The 16,027-nt window shown below is 68.7% G+C and carries 13 protein-coding genes and 1 riboswitch; of the genes, 7 read left to right on the top strand and 6 right to left on the bottom strand.

Features of this window, described 5'->3' with window-relative positions:
• Positions 1-124 precede the first annotated feature (124 nt).
• Positions 125-1,546, bottom strand: a complete 1,422-nt coding sequence (locus ACUYM2_RS10120) for an MBL fold metallo-hydrolase (RefSeq protein ID WP_481599942.1) — start codon at positions 1,544-1,546, stop codon at positions 125-127.
• Between the two features lie 153 nt (positions 1,547-1,699).
• Positions 1,700-2,182 carry a YybH family protein gene (locus ACUYM2_RS10115; RefSeq protein ID WP_481599941.1) on the bottom strand — a complete coding sequence of 161 codons (483 nt, stop codon included), beginning with the start codon at positions 2,180-2,182 and terminating at the stop codon, positions 1,700-1,702.
• A 433-nt stretch (positions 2,183-2,615) separates the two neighbouring features.
• Here ACUYM2_RS10115 and ACUYM2_RS10110 point away from each other — a divergent pair, with 433 nt between their 5' ends.
• Complete coding sequence (locus ACUYM2_RS10110; RefSeq protein ID WP_481599940.1) at positions 2,616-5,936, top strand: choice-of-anchor D domain-containing protein; 3,321 nt, start codon at positions 2,616-2,618, stop codon at positions 5,934-5,936.
• Between the two features lie 46 nt (positions 5,937-5,982).
• Positions 5,983-6,663 (top strand): DNA alkylation repair protein, encoded by a 681-nt coding sequence (locus tag ACUYM2_RS10105; RefSeq protein WP_481599939.1) that lies wholly within the window; start codon positions 5,983-5,985, stop codon positions 6,661-6,663.
• On the opposite strand, the gene ACUYM2_RS10100 is transcribed toward ACUYM2_RS10105, so the two are convergent.
• Positions 6,660-6,914 carry a hypothetical protein gene (locus ACUYM2_RS10100; protein ID WP_481599938.1) on the bottom strand — a complete coding sequence of 85 codons (255 nt, stop codon included), beginning with the start codon at positions 6,912-6,914 and terminating at the stop codon, positions 6,660-6,662. The two genes, ACUYM2_RS10105 and ACUYM2_RS10100, sit on opposite strands and share 4 nt — an antisense overlap.
• Positions 6,915-7,095: 181 nt before the next feature.
• Positions 7,096-7,281: riboswitch (cyclic di-AMP (ydaO/yuaA leader) on the top strand.
• 4 nt (positions 7,282-7,285) lie between these two features.
• Between ACUYM2_RS10100 and ACUYM2_RS10095 the strand changes: the two genes are divergently transcribed.
• The 3 genes from ACUYM2_RS10095 (at position 7,286) to ACUYM2_RS10085 (ending at position 9,850) form a co-directional block, all read left to right on the top strand.
• Positions 7,286-8,065 carry an NlpC/P60 family protein gene (locus ACUYM2_RS10095; RefSeq protein ID WP_481599937.1) on the top strand — a complete coding sequence of 260 codons (780 nt, stop codon included), beginning with the start codon at positions 7,286-7,288 and terminating at the stop codon, positions 8,063-8,065.
• Positions 8,066-8,459: 394 nt separating this feature from the next.
• Positions 8,460-8,657, top strand: coding sequence for a helix-turn-helix transcriptional regulator (locus ACUYM2_RS10090; RefSeq protein ID WP_481599936.1), 198 nt, complete (start codon positions 8,460-8,462; stop codon positions 8,655-8,657).
• Positions 8,657-9,850: a type II toxin-antitoxin system HipA family toxin gene (locus ACUYM2_RS10085; protein ID WP_481599935.1), complete on the top strand. Its 1,194-nt coding sequence runs from the start codon at positions 8,657-8,659 to the stop codon at positions 9,848-9,850. Before ACUYM2_RS10090 ends, ACUYM2_RS10085 begins: the two co-directional genes overlap by 1 nt.
• Positions 9,851-9,887: 37 nt before the next feature.
• Here the strand turns inward: ACUYM2_RS10085 and ACUYM2_RS10080 are convergent, their stop codons facing one another.
• Positions 9,888-10,265 carry a cupin domain-containing protein gene (locus tag ACUYM2_RS10080; RefSeq protein ID WP_481599934.1) on the bottom strand — a complete coding sequence of 126 codons (378 nt, stop codon included), beginning with the start codon at positions 10,263-10,265 and terminating at the stop codon, positions 9,888-9,890.
• Positions 10,266-10,351: 86 nt separating this feature from the next.
• Complete coding sequence (locus ACUYM2_RS10075) at positions 10,352-11,827, bottom strand: DUF5129 domain-containing protein (RefSeq protein ID WP_481599933.1); 1,476 nt, start codon at positions 11,825-11,827, stop codon at positions 10,352-10,354.
• 103 nt (positions 11,828-11,930) lie between these two features.
• Between ACUYM2_RS10075 and ACUYM2_RS10070 the strand changes: the two genes are divergently transcribed.
• Together ACUYM2_RS10070 and ACUYM2_RS10065 are read left to right on the top strand one after the other, a co-directional pair.
• Positions 11,931-12,494, top strand: a complete 564-nt coding sequence (locus ACUYM2_RS10070) for an LpqB family beta-propeller domain-containing protein (RefSeq protein ID WP_481599932.1) — start codon at positions 11,931-11,933, stop codon at positions 12,492-12,494.
• Positions 12,491-14,203, top strand: a complete 1,713-nt coding sequence (locus tag ACUYM2_RS10065) for a DUF5671 domain-containing protein (protein WP_481599931.1) — start codon at positions 12,491-12,493, stop codon at positions 14,201-14,203. The genes ACUYM2_RS10070 and ACUYM2_RS10065 overlap by 4 nt, the downstream gene beginning before the upstream one ends.
• A gap of 46 nt (positions 14,204-14,249) precedes the next feature.
• On the opposite strand, the gene ACUYM2_RS10060 is transcribed toward ACUYM2_RS10065, so the two are convergent.
• On the bottom strand, positions 14,250-15,920 hold the full coding sequence (locus ACUYM2_RS10060; RefSeq protein ID WP_481599930.1) for a SulP family inorganic anion transporter: 1,671 nt from the start codon (positions 15,918-15,920) through the stop codon (positions 14,250-14,252).
• Between the last annotated feature and the right edge of the window lie 107 nt (positions 15,921-16,027).

Genomic DNA, 16,027 nt, shown 5'->3' with positions numbered 1-16,027 from the left:
ATCGCAGGCTCTCGGGGCACAACAGTGGCGGCGGGCCGGGGGTGCTTCCCCTGCCCGCCGCCACGTGTTCTTGCTGCGTTACTGCTTTAGTGCGGTTGTTGCGTTGTCTCCGCGGCTGTTGGTGTCAGCTGGCCGGGACGGTTTCCTTGGCCTGCCGGGCCGACTGCTGTTGTGCGTTCCACGCGGCGTAGCTGCCGTCGAGTTCGACGACGTCGTAGCCGGCGCGGCGCAGGGCGCTGGCCGCGACGGAGTTCCGGACGCCGCTTTGGCAGTACGACACGATGGTGCCCTCGGCGGGGAGTTCGTCCAGGTGCCACATCACGCGGCCGCCACTGAGCTGGTAGGAGCCGGGGATGTTGCCGGCGGCATGCTCGGTGCGGTTACGGACGTCCAGGACCATGGCGGCTTCGAAGCCGTCGAGTTCCTCGGGCTGGATCAGCTTCGGGACGCTGATGGGCAGGCCTTCAAGGCCGGTGACGAAGCCGGCGACCTTGTCGATGCCGACGCGGACCAGGTGGTCCCACATTTCCTGCGCGGCGGCCTGGTCCGGGGCGAGGAGCACCAGGGGGTTGGTGTCGGTCTCCGGGTTCACGACCCAGGCGCCGAAGCTCGCGGTGGACTTGCCGGCCGGGACGTTCACGGAGCCGGTGACGGTGCCCTCGTGGACCTCGTTGTTGGGGCGGGTGTCGACGAAGATGACCTTGTCCGCGGCGAGGTCGCGGGCAACGTCGGCGGTGGAGAGCTCGGCCAGCGGGGCGCGCTCGCCCATGACGGCCGGGCCCTCGCGGTTTTCGCGCTTCATCCGGGCGAAGTAGGCGTGCGCGTCGGGCTGGCCCTCGAGGAGTTCATCGATGAAGCCCTGCTCGTCGTTGGCGGCCAGGTAGGGACCCCACCAGGCGTAGAGCCGTTCGTAGCCGACCGTGGAGGACGGGATCGCGCCCAGGGCCTTGCCGCAGGCGCTGCCGGCGCCGTGGCCGGGGTGGACCTGGACGTGGTCCGGCAGGGTCAGGAACTTGTCCCGCAGGCTCGCGAAGAGCTGCTTCGCGCCCAGGAAGCGGGTATCAACACCGCCGGCTGCCTCGTCCAGCAGGTCCGGGCGGCCGAGGTCGCCGGAGAAGACGAAATCGCCCGAGAGCAGGTAGCCGGGGGCGTCGGCGAACGCGCCGTCGGTGATCAAGAAGGACAGGTGCTCCGGGGTGTGCCCGGGGGTGTGGAGGGCCTTGACCGTGATGTTGCCCAAGGTGATCTGGTCATTGTCGTTCAGGCGCTCGGCCTCGAATCCGTACTGCCAGTCCGCTCCGCCCTCGCCCGAGACATACGCCGTCGCGCCGGTCGCAGCGGCCAGTTCGCGGGTGCCGGAAAGGAAGTCCGCGTGGATGTGCGTCTCGGTCACAGCGACAATCTTCATCCCGTTCGCGGCAGCAAGGTCCCGGTAGACGGCAATGTCACGCCGGGGATCAACCACCAGGGCCTCACCCTTGGCCTGGCAGCCAATGAAATAGCTCGCCTGGGCAAGGTCTTCGTCGTAGATGCGCTCAATAAGCATTCGGGGAACTCCTTCTTGCGGTGGACGGGGAAGGGATTCCTTCCTCCTCTACACACAACAATAATACCCCCGGGGGTATCTTGCAAACGGCCAGGGGACTGTCCCGACCCGGCGCAAAAGTGCTGAAGCTTAGATGGCCCGGGGGCCACGCCCTCATCCGGAAGTACCGGCTCCGCCGTCGTTTGCCGAACCGCGCAGGCCGCCCAGCCGGCCAAGCTGGAGCGGGGTGGAGTCATCGCCCGGCAGCGGGTCGCCGTGCCGGTGGATGATCTTCCACTCCCCGTCCTCGCGTCGAAAGATGGTGGTGACCCGGAGTTCGTAGGGCAGCGGTTCGGCGCCGCCAATCGAGGCGTTGGTGTGCTCGATTCCCACCAGATACGCCAGATCCCCGCTGGCTCCGGCAGACAGGATCTCGTAGTCCCAGAAGGCGCAATTCGAAAAGCGCGACGCAAGGTCGTCGAAAGCGGACGCCGCGGCGTCCGGCCCGATCCTCGTCGTGACCGCGCCGAAGAGGGACACCGGGTCCCGGTGCGACCAGATCGCTTTCCGGGGCGCGGCGTCGCCGTTGTGAAGGGCCGTTTCAGCCGCCTTCAGGCCCGGCAGCACGGCTGCCAGGAATGCGTTGACATCATCCATGGTGAGCCCTCCATCCGCCCCCCGTACTCCATTATTGGCGTGCCGACCTGCCGGGGCAATGGCCCGCGGGTCCGGGGCGCAGCGCCGCGGCCCCGGCGAAACAGGTAGCCATCCGGAACCGCCCAAGTAGCGGCCAAGTAGAACCGCGGAGAAAGCGGGCACCCCCGTCCAGAAGTCGGGTAGGACCCACTCGCGCGCTTGTCCTGAAGCGCTTCTAGGCTCCTCAGTACTGGGACGGGAACGTCAGCTTAAAGGTCAGAAATGGGTCTCAACCATGCGCGCAAAAGCAGAATCTCGGGTGTTGTCCGGCCATTTTCCGGATCGTCTCCACGGACCAACGGCAGGGACGCCGCATCGCCGGACCCAGCGGGCGGCCAGCAACGCGGACGCTGACTCCCGGCGGGGCCCGTGGGTTCGACGCGCGGGGGCCGCCGTGCTCTCCACAGCGCTCACCTTCGCCGGGCTGTCCCTTGGCGCTATCGCCGAAGCCGACGTCGGGATGATCGCCCACGATGTCTTCCGTTCCGGATGGGACAACAATGAGACGGCCCTTACGCCGTCCTCGGTCGCGTCCTCGAATTTCGGCAAACTTTTCTCCACCGCCGTCGACGGCCAGGTCTACGCCCAGCCGCTTGTGGTGGGCGGCACCGTGATCGCCGCAACGGAGAACAACAACGTGTACGGGTTGAACGGCACCACCGGCGCGGTGAATTGGCGGCGCAACCTCGGACCGGCCTGGCCGGCGTCGACACTCAGCTGCGGTGACCTGACGCCTAATATCGGGATCACCTCCACGCCGGTCTTCGACCCGGCAACCAACAGCGTCTTCCTGCTGGCGAAGAAGAACGACGGAACGAGCGCCCGGCTGCCGCATTGGTACATGCACTCACTGGACCGGGTCACGGGCGCCGAACGGCCCGGATTCCCCGTCCTCATCGGCGGCGCACCGACGAACGACCCGACCCGCCCCTTCAACGCCATGACGGCCATGCAGCGGCCCGGGCTGCTGCTGATGAACGGCGTCGTGTACGCAGGCTTCGCCAGCCACTGTGACTATGCCCCTTTCGTCGGCTACGTCGTCGGTGTGTCCACCGCCGGCCGGCAGACCACAATGTGGGCCACTGAGTCCGGCAACAGCAATGCCGAGGGCGGTATCTGGCAGTCCGGCGGAGGCCTGGTCTCGGACGGCGCCGGACAGATCCTGTTTGCCACCGGCAACGGCATTTCGCCCAAACCCGGACCGGGCAAGACGCCGCCTGCCACCCTCGCCGAGTCGGTGGTCCGGCTCACCGTCGGAACCGACGGAAACCTCAAGGCTACGGACTTCTTCAGCCCCGCCAACAACGCCAAGCTGGACCAGGACGACGCGGACCTGGGCTCCGGTGCACCCATCGCCATCCCCAACGGTTACGGGACGACGGCCCACCCGCGCCTGCTGGTCCAGGCCGGCAAGGACGGGCGGGTGTATCTGATGGACCGGGACAACCTCGGCGGCATGGGGCAGGGACCCGGCGGCGGGGACGCCGTCCTGGACGAGGCCGGTCCGTACAGCGGAGTCTGGGGGAGGCCGGCGTTCCTGGGGACTACCAGCGGCGGGTACATCTACACCGTGGAGAACAAAGGCTACCTCCGCGCGCACAAGCTCCTGCCCACCAGCACAGGAGGGATGCAGCTTGCTTCAGTGGGAACGTCCGTCGGCACCTTCGGGTACACCTCCGGTGCGCCCTCGGTGACCTCCAACGGCACCAACGCGTCCTCGGCCCTCGTCTGGGTGGTGTATTCCACCGGACCCACCGGCGCCGGCGCTGAGCTCCGCGCCTACCGGGCCATCCCGGACAGCAGCGGCAAGCTGCAGCAGGTGTTCACTGCGCCGCTGGGTACCGCGTCCAAGTTCTCTTCGGTGGCCACTGACAACGGCCGGGTCTACGTGGGAACGAGGGACGGGCGCGTGCTTGGCTTCGGCGCGCCGACCACCTCCGCGGTCGGAGCGACGACCACCGACCTCGGCACGGCCGCGGTGGGCGCGACGGATAAGGGCACCGTCACGATCACCGCGACCAGGGCCGTGACCATCAGCGCCATCACCAGCGCTGCACCGTTTGGAATTGGAACCCTCACCCTGCCGCGGGCGCTGGCCAAAGGCGGAAGCATGACCGTCCCGGTGACCTTTTCGCCGACCGCGCCGGGCCAGATTGACGGTGCGCTGACAGTGAAAACGTCCGACGGCGAGACGGACCTCCTCGGGATCCACGGCGTGGGCACCAAGGACGGCCTCGGGGCGACGCCGGCCGCGATCGCGTTTACCGATGTCCCCACCCAGACCAGCAGCCGCCAGACGGTTAACGTCGTCAACACCGGCACGACCGTTGTCACGGTCACCGGCGTTACGTTGCCGGGCAACGCTGCGCTCAAGGTCGACCGGACGACGGTGCCGGCGGTGGGACAGAAGATCCAGCCCCTCACCTCGGTACCGGTGTCCATCACCTTCAGCCCGACGACGGCGACCCCGGTAGCCGATAAGTTCCTCGTCTCGAGCGACCGCGGGTCCCTGACCGTGCCGGTGTCGGCGACGGCGGTTTCGGGCGCGGCGAACCTGCAGCTGCCGCCAACGCTGGACTTTGGCGACGTCGCGGTGGGCGCGGCGGCCACCTGGGACTTCACGATCGTCAATTCCGGAAATATCCCGATGACCATCACCAAGGCCAAAGCGCCGCAGGGAGTCTTCTCCACCACGGCGCCGATCTCCGAGGGCCTGGTCATCCCGCCGGGCGAATCCGCCTACCAGAGCGTGACGTTCAAGCCGACCGCGGTTGGCCAGGCCGGCACCCTGGACACCTACTACCTGCTCACCGCGAACGACGGCCGGGGCGAACAGAAGGTGATGCTCACCGGCAGGGGCGTGGATGACCCGATTGGGCTCAAGGCCTACCAGCTCAACGCCGGAGACCCAAGGTCGGTCCTGGGCCGGTCGCTCACCCTGGAATACCCGGTGGCCGGAGGCAAATGCCAGGACTACGTCAGGGGAGTGATCTGCTGGTCCCCGGCAACCGGGGCCCATGTGGTCACGGGCGGGATCTACGACCGGTACAAGGCCCTGGGTGGCGCCGCCGGCGTCCTCCGTTTCCCGACGACCGACGAGAAGGTCACCCCCGACACGGTGGGGCGGTACAACCACTTCTCCGGCGGCGGGGGAGGCGGCAGCTCGATCTACTGGTCGCCGAAAACCGGGGCACACGCGGTCGTGGGCGGCATCCGCTCCCGCTGGGCAGCCCTGGGCTGGGAGAAGGGGAAGCTGGGCTACCCGGTCACTGACGAGATGACCACCCCTGACAAGGTGGGGCGGTATAACCATTTCTCGGGCGGCGGGGGAAGCGGCAGCTCGATCTACTGGTCGCCGAAGACCGGGGCGCACGCCGTGATGGGCGGAATCCGCGCCAAGTGGGCCGCCCAGGGCTGGGAGAGAGGGAAGCTGGGCTACCCGGTCACGGAGGAGATGACCACCCCTGACAAGGTGGGGCGGTACAACCACTTCTCCGGCGGCGGGGGAAGCGGCAGCTCGATCTACTGGTCGCCGGCGACTGGGGCGCATTCGGTCATGGGCGGAATCCGGTCCCGGTGGGCGTCCCTGGGCTGGGAGCGGGGACGGTTGGGCTACCCGGTCTCGGACGAGTACGGGGTGAGCGTGGGCCGGGCCTCGAACTTCCAGCGCGGGAAGCTGACGTGGTATTCGGCCACCGGCGCGGTGATCGGCTAGCGCCGGGGCTTGGGCGCGAGTGGCCGGCGCAGGACAGAATGGAGCCATGAGCGAGGCTGGTGACTTCATTGACGCGGCACTGCAGCGTGAAAGTTCATGGCAGCGGGCCGATGAGGCCCAAGCCCGTTTCGGCCCGGACCTGGTGAGCTACGGCGCCTCCGTCGGTGCGGTCCGCGGCACCATCCGGGATGCCCTCCGTCGCTACCGCCAGCTGGGCCACGACGATATCACCGCGCTTAGCTCGGAATTGTGGGCGGTGCCGGTCTTTGAGCGCCGGCTCGCTGCCGTCGTCCTGCTGCAGTCATCCCTGGCGCTGCTGGACAACTCCGACCTGACCCGGATCGAGGGCTTCCTGCGGACGGCGCGGCTGCGCGAGCTGGCCGACCCGCTGGCCATCGACGTCGTTGGGCCGCTTGTCGCGCGGCTGGACCGTCAACAGCGGCACCGCGCAGAAGCCGTGTTGGGCCGCTGGCTGCAGGATCCGGACGAATGGCTCCGGCGGGCCGCCGTGTTGGCCCCGTTACGGGGTCTGCGGGCCGGCGGTGGCGACTGGGACCGCTTTGTCCGGCACGCCGGGACCTCCGTGGCCGACCGCCGCGCAAGAGGGAAGGACAGTGCTGGCAGCAGCCCGGACGGCGACAGCGGGCTGGTCCGGGAAGCGTTATCACGCGTGCTCGCCGAAGCAGGCGCCGACGTCGTCAACCAGGTGCTGGGCCGGCTTCCCTAAGGCTGCGGCCGGCGCTCCACCACGGCGTACGCCTTGCCGTCGAGGAACTGCCAGTCGGTCACCACCATAAAACCGAGCGCGTCCACGCGGTCGTTCAGCACGTGGATGTCGAAGCCTCCGTCGCGCGGTTCGGCGTCCCACGTCGCCACGTGGATTTCCTTCCCCTCGAGGACCAGGAGCTCCGTGTTGACATCGAAATCCTCCTGCGGCTGATCGCTCAGCTGGCAGATGGCGACACAGTGGCTGTTCATGTTTGGTCCTCCATGGGCGAACGCCGGATGCCTTCATCCTAAGCGCGGCGGCCCGCAGGACCCTAGGCATTTTTCCCCGCGGACGGCTTACCCCCGTTATCTGAATGTGACATTCCGGCGTGCTGCCGTTACCGTGGATAGGTGCCTGTTTGTATCCGATACGGGCGCTCCCGAGCCGATTTGCCTAACTCTGCCGCGGCCCGGGATCCGAATGCAACCATCTGGCAGGGACGGGGAAACCACATTTGACCTGCAGTTTCTGCAGGTCTTGGGGTGAAGCCGCGCAGCGCCCGCTTTGGCGGGCCCGCGGCCGGGTGCCTCCCATCCGAATCCGACAGCTCACCTCGCAGGCATTGGGAGAGGCTACATCCATGACTTCAAGCATTACTTCTGCGCGCCATCGGTCCGACGCTACCGCCGGACGGAGCTCAGCATTTTCGGTCAAGCCGGGCACCATCGGCCGCCAGGCCGCGGTTCTTTTTGCCGCTTCCGGCCTTGTCCTCACGAGTGGCATGGCAGCCAACGCCGCCGTTGCCCCGGCTGAGCGTGATTCCGCCCCGGCGTCGTCGGTTGACGTTGGCAGCAAGGTTTCGGCGCCCGTCACCGCTGATTCCGCTGTTCAGATCAGCTTCGACCGCCCGGCGGTCGCGACCACCCCGGCGCCCGTGATTGAGCAGCCCAAGCCCGTCGCCGCACCGGCAGTTGCCGCTGCGCCGGCCGTCGCAACGGCGCCCGCCGTTGCGCAGCCTGCCGTTGCACAGGCTCCGGCAGTTCCCACCATTACCGTCCAGGCGAAGTCGGCCGCGGCACCTGCCCCGGCAGCAGCCGGCGGAGCCAACGCTGCGATGCTTTCGGCCGCCTACAGCCAGATCGGCATCACCCAGGACTGCACCGCTATGGTCGAAAAGGCCCTCGGCGCAGCCGGTATCCGCGTGGGCGACCTCGGTCCCCAGCAGTTCATGAACTACGGCAAGGTTGTGGGCAGCCCGCAGCCTGGCGACATGATCGTCCAGTCCGGCCACGTCGCCATCTACGCCGGCGGCGGCCAGGTCATCAGCGGCGGCATGAACGGCAGCAACCAGACGATCAAGCACCCGCTCTCCTGGCTGACGGCCACCGGTGGCGTGACCTTCGTCCGCGCCGGCGCGTAACGCCCGCCTCAGCACCTCTTCCGAAAGCCGGCGGCCGGCTGCCACCATGGCAGCCGGCCGCCGGCTTTTTCACGTCTGCGACACACATCAGCCGATGGACCCCAGCCCTCGGCGCGTCCCGCCCAGTGTTGGCGAACTCGACCAAGGCCGGCGTGCTGGACGGATCCTGGTCCTTCGCCGTCGGCCGGAAGCCGGCCATCAGCACGGCGCGAGTCGTCACCGGCAGTATTCTGCCGGTTGAGTCCCGGCGCGCCGAGGGTGGTGCGGCGGAGAGCACTTTTCGGCAGGATCTTGCCGAATCGTGGCAGGTGCTGCATCATGGGGGGATCCCTGCGGGCGGACCGGCAAGATGATGCCGGGTACCGGTGGGGCCGTGACCTGGAAGGGAGCCATAATGGACGATGTGGCGGCAATTGCCGAGGGAATCCGACGAACCCGCAAGGAGGCCGGGCTGACCCAGGAGCAGCTGGCCCAGCTGGCCGGCACGTCCGAGCGTACCGTCCGCGCCATCGAGACCGGAAGCGGCAACCCCTCGCTGCAGTCCGTTGTGGCCGTGGCGCATGTGCTGGGCCTGAACCTCGCGGTCGGCTGATGGCCGCCGAACTTCAGGACCTGAGGTTCGTCCGGGCGGCCGATGTCTACAAAAACGGTCACCTGGCCGGCCACCTCGAACGGACCAGCGCCGGGGGAGTGCGGTTCTCCTACCGGCCCGACTATCTCGACGGCGGGCACCCCGCCGTCGCCAGTTCGCTGCCGCCGTCCGAGGCGGCGGTGGAAGCGCCCGCCGGGGCGCTGCCCGCCTTCTTCGCCGGCCTCCTTCCCGAAGGCCACCGGCTCACCGTACTGAAGAATGCCACCAAGACCAGTTTCGACGACGAACTGACCTTGCTTCTCGCCGTCGGGGCCGACGTCCCCGGTGACGTCCAGGTTGTTCCGGCCGGCGAGCCCCCGGCCGACCCTGCGGCCCTGGCCGATACCTCACGGCCCGAGGAACTGGATTTCTCCCTCCTCGCCAACACCGTGGACCTGCACGGCATCCCCGGAGTCCAGAGGAAGACCAGCGCCTCGATGCTGACCACGCCGCTGGCCCTGCGCGGTCACCGCTACCTGCTCAAGCTCGACCCGCCGGAACATCCGCACCTGGTGGAAAACGAGGCCGCCCACCTGGCCGGCGCGAAGGCGCTGAAGATCCCCGTCGCGAAGAGCTCCGTGATTGCCGACCGGAACGGTCTTCCCGGACTCCTGGTCGAACGCTTCGACCGGGTCAAAACCGCCGACGGCGCCTGGCGGCGGTTGCCGCTCGAGGACGGCACACAGGTGCTCGGCCTTCCGCCGGCTTCCAAATACGGGGTGGGCTCCGAGGAAGTGGCGGCCGCGCTGGCGCGGATGTGCAAGGCGCCGGTGGTTGCCAGCCGCAACCTGTATCTGCAGTTCCTGTACGCGTGGCTGACCGGAAACGGTGACCTGCACGCCAAGAACCTGGCAGTCCTTGGCGGTCCCGCCGGATTCGTGATGGCCCCGGTCTATGACGTTCCGTGCACCCTGCTCTACGGCGACGAGACCTTGGCCCTGCCCGTCGCCGGCAAGACCAGGAACCTCAAAGCACGGCACTGGGCGGAATTTGCGGACACCCTGGGGCTGCCGCAGCGGGCCGCGGAAAGCGCCATCCGGACCGCGTTGGCGGCGGCCGCTGCGATCGAGCTTGAAAAGCTGCCGTTCTCCGGCTCTCCGCTGCGCGGGGCACAGCGGGAACTGCGGTTCAGGCGCCAGGAACTGGACGCCTGAACGTCACCGTCTCCTTGGATTCCGCGCGGGCGGCCTGCTATTCCGGGGCCTTGGCGAAGGAAGCCGCACTGAGGAACTCGATCCCGACGAACGGGTCGTCGCCTTCCACCCAGGCGTCGTGGCCCGGTGGAATGGTGTAGGAATCGCCGGCGGCGATATTGATGCGGCCGCCCTCGGTTGTTTCCACGGTCAGCTTGCCGGACACGCAGAATCCGACGTGGTTGTTCTGGCATGAATCCGTCTGCACCACAGGTTTGATGCAGTCGGACCAGCGCCACCCTGGCTCGAAGCTCAACCGGCCGATTGTGTAATCGCCGACGGACACGATGTCGATCTCGCTCTTGTCCGGGCGGCGTTTCTCATCCGGCGTGTTGTGCGACTTCACCTGCAGTTGGGTAACAACGTTGGTGGCCATTGCACTCCCTCTTTTCGATCAGGGAATTTAACTGCTTACGGGGAAAGCCTCCTCGCTTGGCGCGCGGTTGTCGATAGACATTTTTCCTAGAAGCTGGACGAGCTGCCGGAGCCGGAAAAGCTGCCGCCGCTGCCGCCGTATCCCGTCGTGCTGCCGCCCCGGGCGGTGCTGACGCTGCTGACGCCGCTGGTGAAACCGGTGTTGAACGTGGGGACGGAGAAGAAATAGTAGGAGGGATACACCGTGCCCAGGATGCTGGGCTCGTAGCTGCGCCGCTGCTTCTTTCCGGCCCCTGCCTCGGCGTCCTCCATGCCCTGGCGCATGAGCTTGGCTTCCCGCTCGTTGCGGGCGTAGCCGGCGATCACCGTGTCCGCGTGGCTCTTGAGCAGCTCGGAAAGCTCGGTCCGGGCATCGCGCAGCCGGTCCAGTGCGGTCTCCGGGCTGATGCTGCCCTCGGACAGGTCAGCGGTCCAACGTTCGATGTCCCGCTGGCTGCGGTCGCGGAAGGCCCGCAGCGACGCCGCTGTCGCGGAACCGCCTTCGCCGTGGCTCTTTCCCAGCATTCCCTCGATGCCGGCCAGGTCGTTGCGGAAAGGCGCGAGCTGCCGGTCCCACGCCGTCGCCCAGGTGGACCCGCGGTTCAGCAGCGCATTCGTGTCGGAGATGACATCGTCCAGGGCATCGAGCTCGGCGGCGGCATCGGCGTACTGCCGCGCCAGTGCCAGGCTGGCGCGGCGGCCCAGCTGGCGCCGCGTCAGGGCATGCACCTGGTTGGAGAGCGCCGTCGCGGCGTTGTAGCGGCTCAGGAAAGTCCGGTGTTTCTCCAGCACCGTGCTGCCGTAGCGCGAGGACTCCGGGATGGTGCCGGCGTTGAGCTCGGTCACCTGCAGGTCCATGCTCACGTTGGCGTAGTTTGCGTCCCCGCGGGCGATCTCCCGGCGGGTGCCGACCCGGGTCCGCCAGCGCAGGAGCAGCCAGCCGCCCACGCCGGCCACAGCGGCCCCCGCGGTGCTCCAGGCCGTGACGAGGAACGCGGTGGAGCGGTACCACGGCTGGTTGATCAGCTCGGCGCCGCGACGGATGCCGGCAATCGTCCCGTCCGTCCACTGGGCGTCGCGCAGCAGTTCCTTGGCGGCGTCCTGGATGTCGGCGCGCTGTTCCACGGATACCTTCCGGTCCTCGCCCATGTACGTTCCGACGTGCCGGCCCACCGGGTCCAGCGCGAAGATGAACAGGCCGTCCGCCCACTTCTGCCCGTCCGGGCTGATCCAGTCCGGGTGCTCCGCGCGGGCGAAGCGCAACACCTCTTCATTGAGGTTGTCGGCTGCGCTGCCGTTGTACGTATAGACGGCCACCTTGGTGGGCTGGTAGAACTCGATTTTTTCGACGGCGGGCAGCAGGGTATTGCGGTCCAGGACCCCGGCCCGGTCCTCCACCACGACGTCGGCCGGCGGGACGGCGAGCGCCGCCGGCGCGCCGGCCAGCAGGATACCCACCAGGCCGAGCAACAGGAGCAGGGTGCCCGCCAGTTTCGGGCCGATGATTGTCCGCATGATGCCCATCGTCTGAGGATACTGTCTGCTGCCAGCGTGCTTGACGCAGGGACGTGCTGAAAGGGCCTAAAGACACCATGACGGTCCAGTACGGGCCGTCCATACTGACGGCATGAGTCAACCGCCCAACGACCCCGGGCCGCCGGCAGCGGCACACGACGGCGGCCCGGCCGCGGCCCCGGAGCCAGGTCCGGAGGCGGAGCCGGCAGCAGAGCCGGCCCCGGGACGGCGGCGGCCGGACCGGGTCCTGCTGGGCATCGTGGCGGCGATCGCGGTGTTGGTGGTCGTGGCGCTGGGCGTGGTGTTCCTCCGCGGCGAACCGCAACCGCTCGATGAGTCTTCCCCCGCCGGAGTGGTGCAGCGCTACAGCAGGGCTTTCATTGACTCGGACACCGCCACCGCGGAAACCTACCTCACCGAAAGCGCCCGCTCCCGCTGCGCCAACTACTACGGCAACCCCGGGGCCAGCCGGGTGGTCCTGATCTCCACGACCGAGCGGGACGATACCGCCACGGTTCGGATCTCGATAGTGCACGCCGCGCCGGACGGACCCTTCGGCCCCGCCGAATACAGTGAGGAGGCCGTCATTGGGCTCGTGAAGACCGACGGCAAATGGCTGATTAACGAGCTGCCCTACAACCTGCAAACGTGCACCGGCGGAGTGTTGAAAAAGTGAGCGGCACGGCCGTGCATGCCGGCCCGGTGACGGGGTCCGCCCAGGCGAAGGTCCGGCGACTGGTGGTCTTTGTCTTGCTTTTCGCCCTGGTGATGATCGCCGCCAACGGCTTCAGCGGGTTGGTGGAGCGGCTTTTGCGCGCGGACCGGGTGCTCGCCGGCGAGGGCATCGCGGGACTGGCACTGTCGCTGGCGTTCACCCTGATTGGCGGTCCACTCGCGGCGCTGCTCTGGTGGCTTGTCTGGCGCCGCCTGGACGAGCCGGCCGAACGGGCAGCCCCGTCGTGGGGTCTTTACGTCGCGGCGGTCTATACGTATTCCCTCATTATGGCCGTCACTGCCCTGCTGGCGGTCGCGGCCTCCTTTGTCGGCCGGAAAGATCCGGAATGGCGCTCGCCGCTGGCCGTCGGGCTGGTCTGGTCGCTGGTCTGGGCCTGGCACCGCTGGATGTGGCGCCACTCTGTGCGGGGCCCGCTCGGGCTGGCGAATGTGCCCGCCGTGATCGGTACCTACTTCGGGCTCGGCCTTGGCGTGGGTGCCGCAGTTACGGCGCTGGGGGGCCTGCTCGACATCGCCATCCGCGGTTCCCAGGAGTTCACCTCGACCTTCGATCCGTGGTGGGAGTCCACGTTGCGGGATCTGGTCTGGGCGGCGGGGGGAGCCGTGGTCTGGTGGTGGCACTGGGTCCACGGGGGTGCGCGCCGGCTGCGGGGCGGATTCGCCGACGTGGGGCTGATCGTCGTCGGGGTACTGGCGGCCGGACTGTTGGCCCTGGGCGGGGCCGGAGCGGTACTGTTCGTGCTGCTAAGACTGGCTTTCGACCGGCAGGACCCGTTGACCGAACTGCTCGCACCCCTTGGTGCCGCCCTGGCCGCAGCCGCCATCGGCTCGCTCGTCTGGCGCTATCACCGCACAGCCGCGGTGGGCCGTTCCGAACGGACCCGGCAGGCGGGGGTGCTGGTGACATCGGGCGTGGCGCTGACAGCGGCCGCCAGCGGCGTCGGAGTGGTCGTGAACGCGGCGCTGTCCATTGCGGTGTCGCCGCTGGCCGGCGGCAATGCGCGGACCCTACTGCTCGGCGGCATCAGTTCCCTCGCCGTGGGCGGCTGCGTCTGGTGGCTGGCGTGGCGGCCGGCGAGGCAGCACCGGCAGGAGGCCGCGGTCCCCACAGGGCGGCGCGTCTACCTCATCGCAGTCTTCGGCCTCAGCGCCGTGGTGGCCCTGGTGGCGCTGCTGGTGATCGGCTACCGCTTGTTCGAGTTCTTCCTGGGCGACGTGACGGGCGGCAGCCTGGTGGACCGGATCCGCGCTCCGCTCGGCCTGCTGGTGGCCACGGGCCTGGTTGCCGGGTACCACTTGGCCGTCTGGCGGCAGGACAGGTCCCGGCAGCCGGCGGTCGTCTCCGGCCGGAAACGCACCATCGGGCACGTGATCCTGGTGGCCGGCTCTGACCCGGAACCGTTGCGCCGGAGAATCGAGGAGCTCACCGGCGCCGGGGTCACCGTCTGGAGCCGGGCCGACGTCGGGCTGCCCGTGCCCGCGGGCACCGTGCCGGTGGGCGTTGTGCCCGCCGGCGCTCCGGGCACCGGCGTGCCCTGGCAGGACCCGGCGGTGCGCTTGGCCGATGCGCTGTCCGGAGTGGCAGGCAAACGCGTCCTCGTCATCACCGGTCCCGGCGGCAGCGTGGAGGTCATTCCGCTCCGCGGCTGAGCCGGCTCCATACGGCCGCGGGCAACGGCGGCACTCTCCGGCCACATCACGGCAGCCCGAATTCCCTGCGGTAGGAGCGCACGGCGTTGTGCACGGTGGGGAAGAAGTGGTCCGGGCCGAACCGGCTGCTGACACCGAAGCGGATCAGACGGTCCTTGATGGGGCCTTTCATCTCGGCGAAGACCAGGCTGATGCCTTTCCGGGCGAGCTCGTCATCGAGTTCCACGAGGTCATCGAGGGCCGTGGTGTCGAGGTCGGTGATGGCCTCCGAGGCCACCACCACCCAGCGCACCGGAGCGGGGGCCTGCGACACGAGCGTACGGATGTGCTCGGCAAACACCGCCCCGTTGGCGAAAAACAGCGGGGCGTCGAAGCGGGCAATGACAAGGCCCGGCACCCGGTGGCCTTCCGGGTGCCGGCTGAGGTCGTGATAGCCGGGCATGTCGTCGACACTGGCCAGCTCCGTGCGGTACGGATCCCAGGCGCGCAGGACGAAGGCGATCAGGGAAAGCGCGATCGCGACCACCACGCCCTCCAGGACGCCGACGAAGGCGACACCGAGGAACGTTGCGAGGAGCAACGCGGATTCGGTCCGGCTCATGCGGATGAGCCGGAGAAGGGTCCGGACGTCAATGATCGAGGCCGCGGCAACGATGACGACGGCGGCCAGGGTGCTGGAGGGCAGGAACGCCGTGACACCGGGCGCGGCGAGCATGAACAGCACCACCAGTGCCGCCGCGATCACGCCGCTAAGGGGGCTCCGCGCTCCGGCTTCGAGGGCGATCGGGGTGCGGGAGGCGCTGCCGGAGACCGGGAAACCGCCGAACAGTCCGCAGGCTGCATTGGCGAAGCCAAGCGCCCCCATTTCCTGGTCCCCGTTGACATGGGCGCCGCGCCGGCGTGCGAGGCTGGTGGAGAGCACCGAGGTGTCCGCGAAGGCTATCAGCGCGATGCCGGCCGCCGGGCCGAGCAGGGCGAGGGCTTCCTCAGGCCGGACGCTGCCCAGGGCAGGCACTGGGGGCCCCGCCGGGAGGGCGCCCACCACCGGAACGGCCCCGCTGAGCCCGGCCGCGGCGGTGACCGCCATGGACGCCAGCACGGCCAGCAGCACACCGGGCACCTTCCACGGCAGGGCCCGGCAGCCGAGAATGACCCCGATGGTGCCGGCGCCGAACAGCACTGCCACCGGATTCGCGGTGCCCTGGAGCAGTGCCCGGGCTGCTCCGGCCAGGCTGCCGTCAAGTGAACCGGCGTTGGCCGGGATGCCAAGCAGCTTGGGCAGCTGGCTGGCGACCACCACGAGGGCGATGCCGTTCAAGTAGCCGACCCGGATGGGCTTGGACAGCAGACCGGTGACAAAACCGAGCTTAAGGAACCGGCCACCAATCAGGACCGCGCCGATGAGCAGCGACAACACTCCGGCCAGGGCCACGGCGTGCCCGGGGTTCCCGGCCGCCAGGGGCAGGATCGCTGCCGCGATCATCGGCGCCAGGGACGAGTCCGGACCGACGATCAGCACCCGGGACGGTCCGAAGACGGCGTACACCAGCAAGGGGATGACCGAGGCATAAAGGCCCGAGACCGCCGGCAGGCCGGACGCTTCGGCGTAGGCCATGCCGGCCGGGATCAGGGCGGCACTCAGGGCGGCCCCCGCGGCCAGGTCGGACTTCAGCCAGGAACGCCGGTAGCCGAGGACAATCGTGAGCCCGGGCGGCATGCTTCCGGTCCATCGGCGGCGCACGGGGCCCGGCTTAGTTCCGGGCTGCCGACGAGCTGGCGGGTTCCATGCTCGATTCTACGTCGGCCGGCCGGGCGGATCGGAGA

Source organism: Arthrobacter sp. SD1074B, assembly GCF_056780195.1.
Note: the sequence above shows the minus strand (reverse complement) of the source record. Positions and strands in the feature narration are given on the sequence as shown.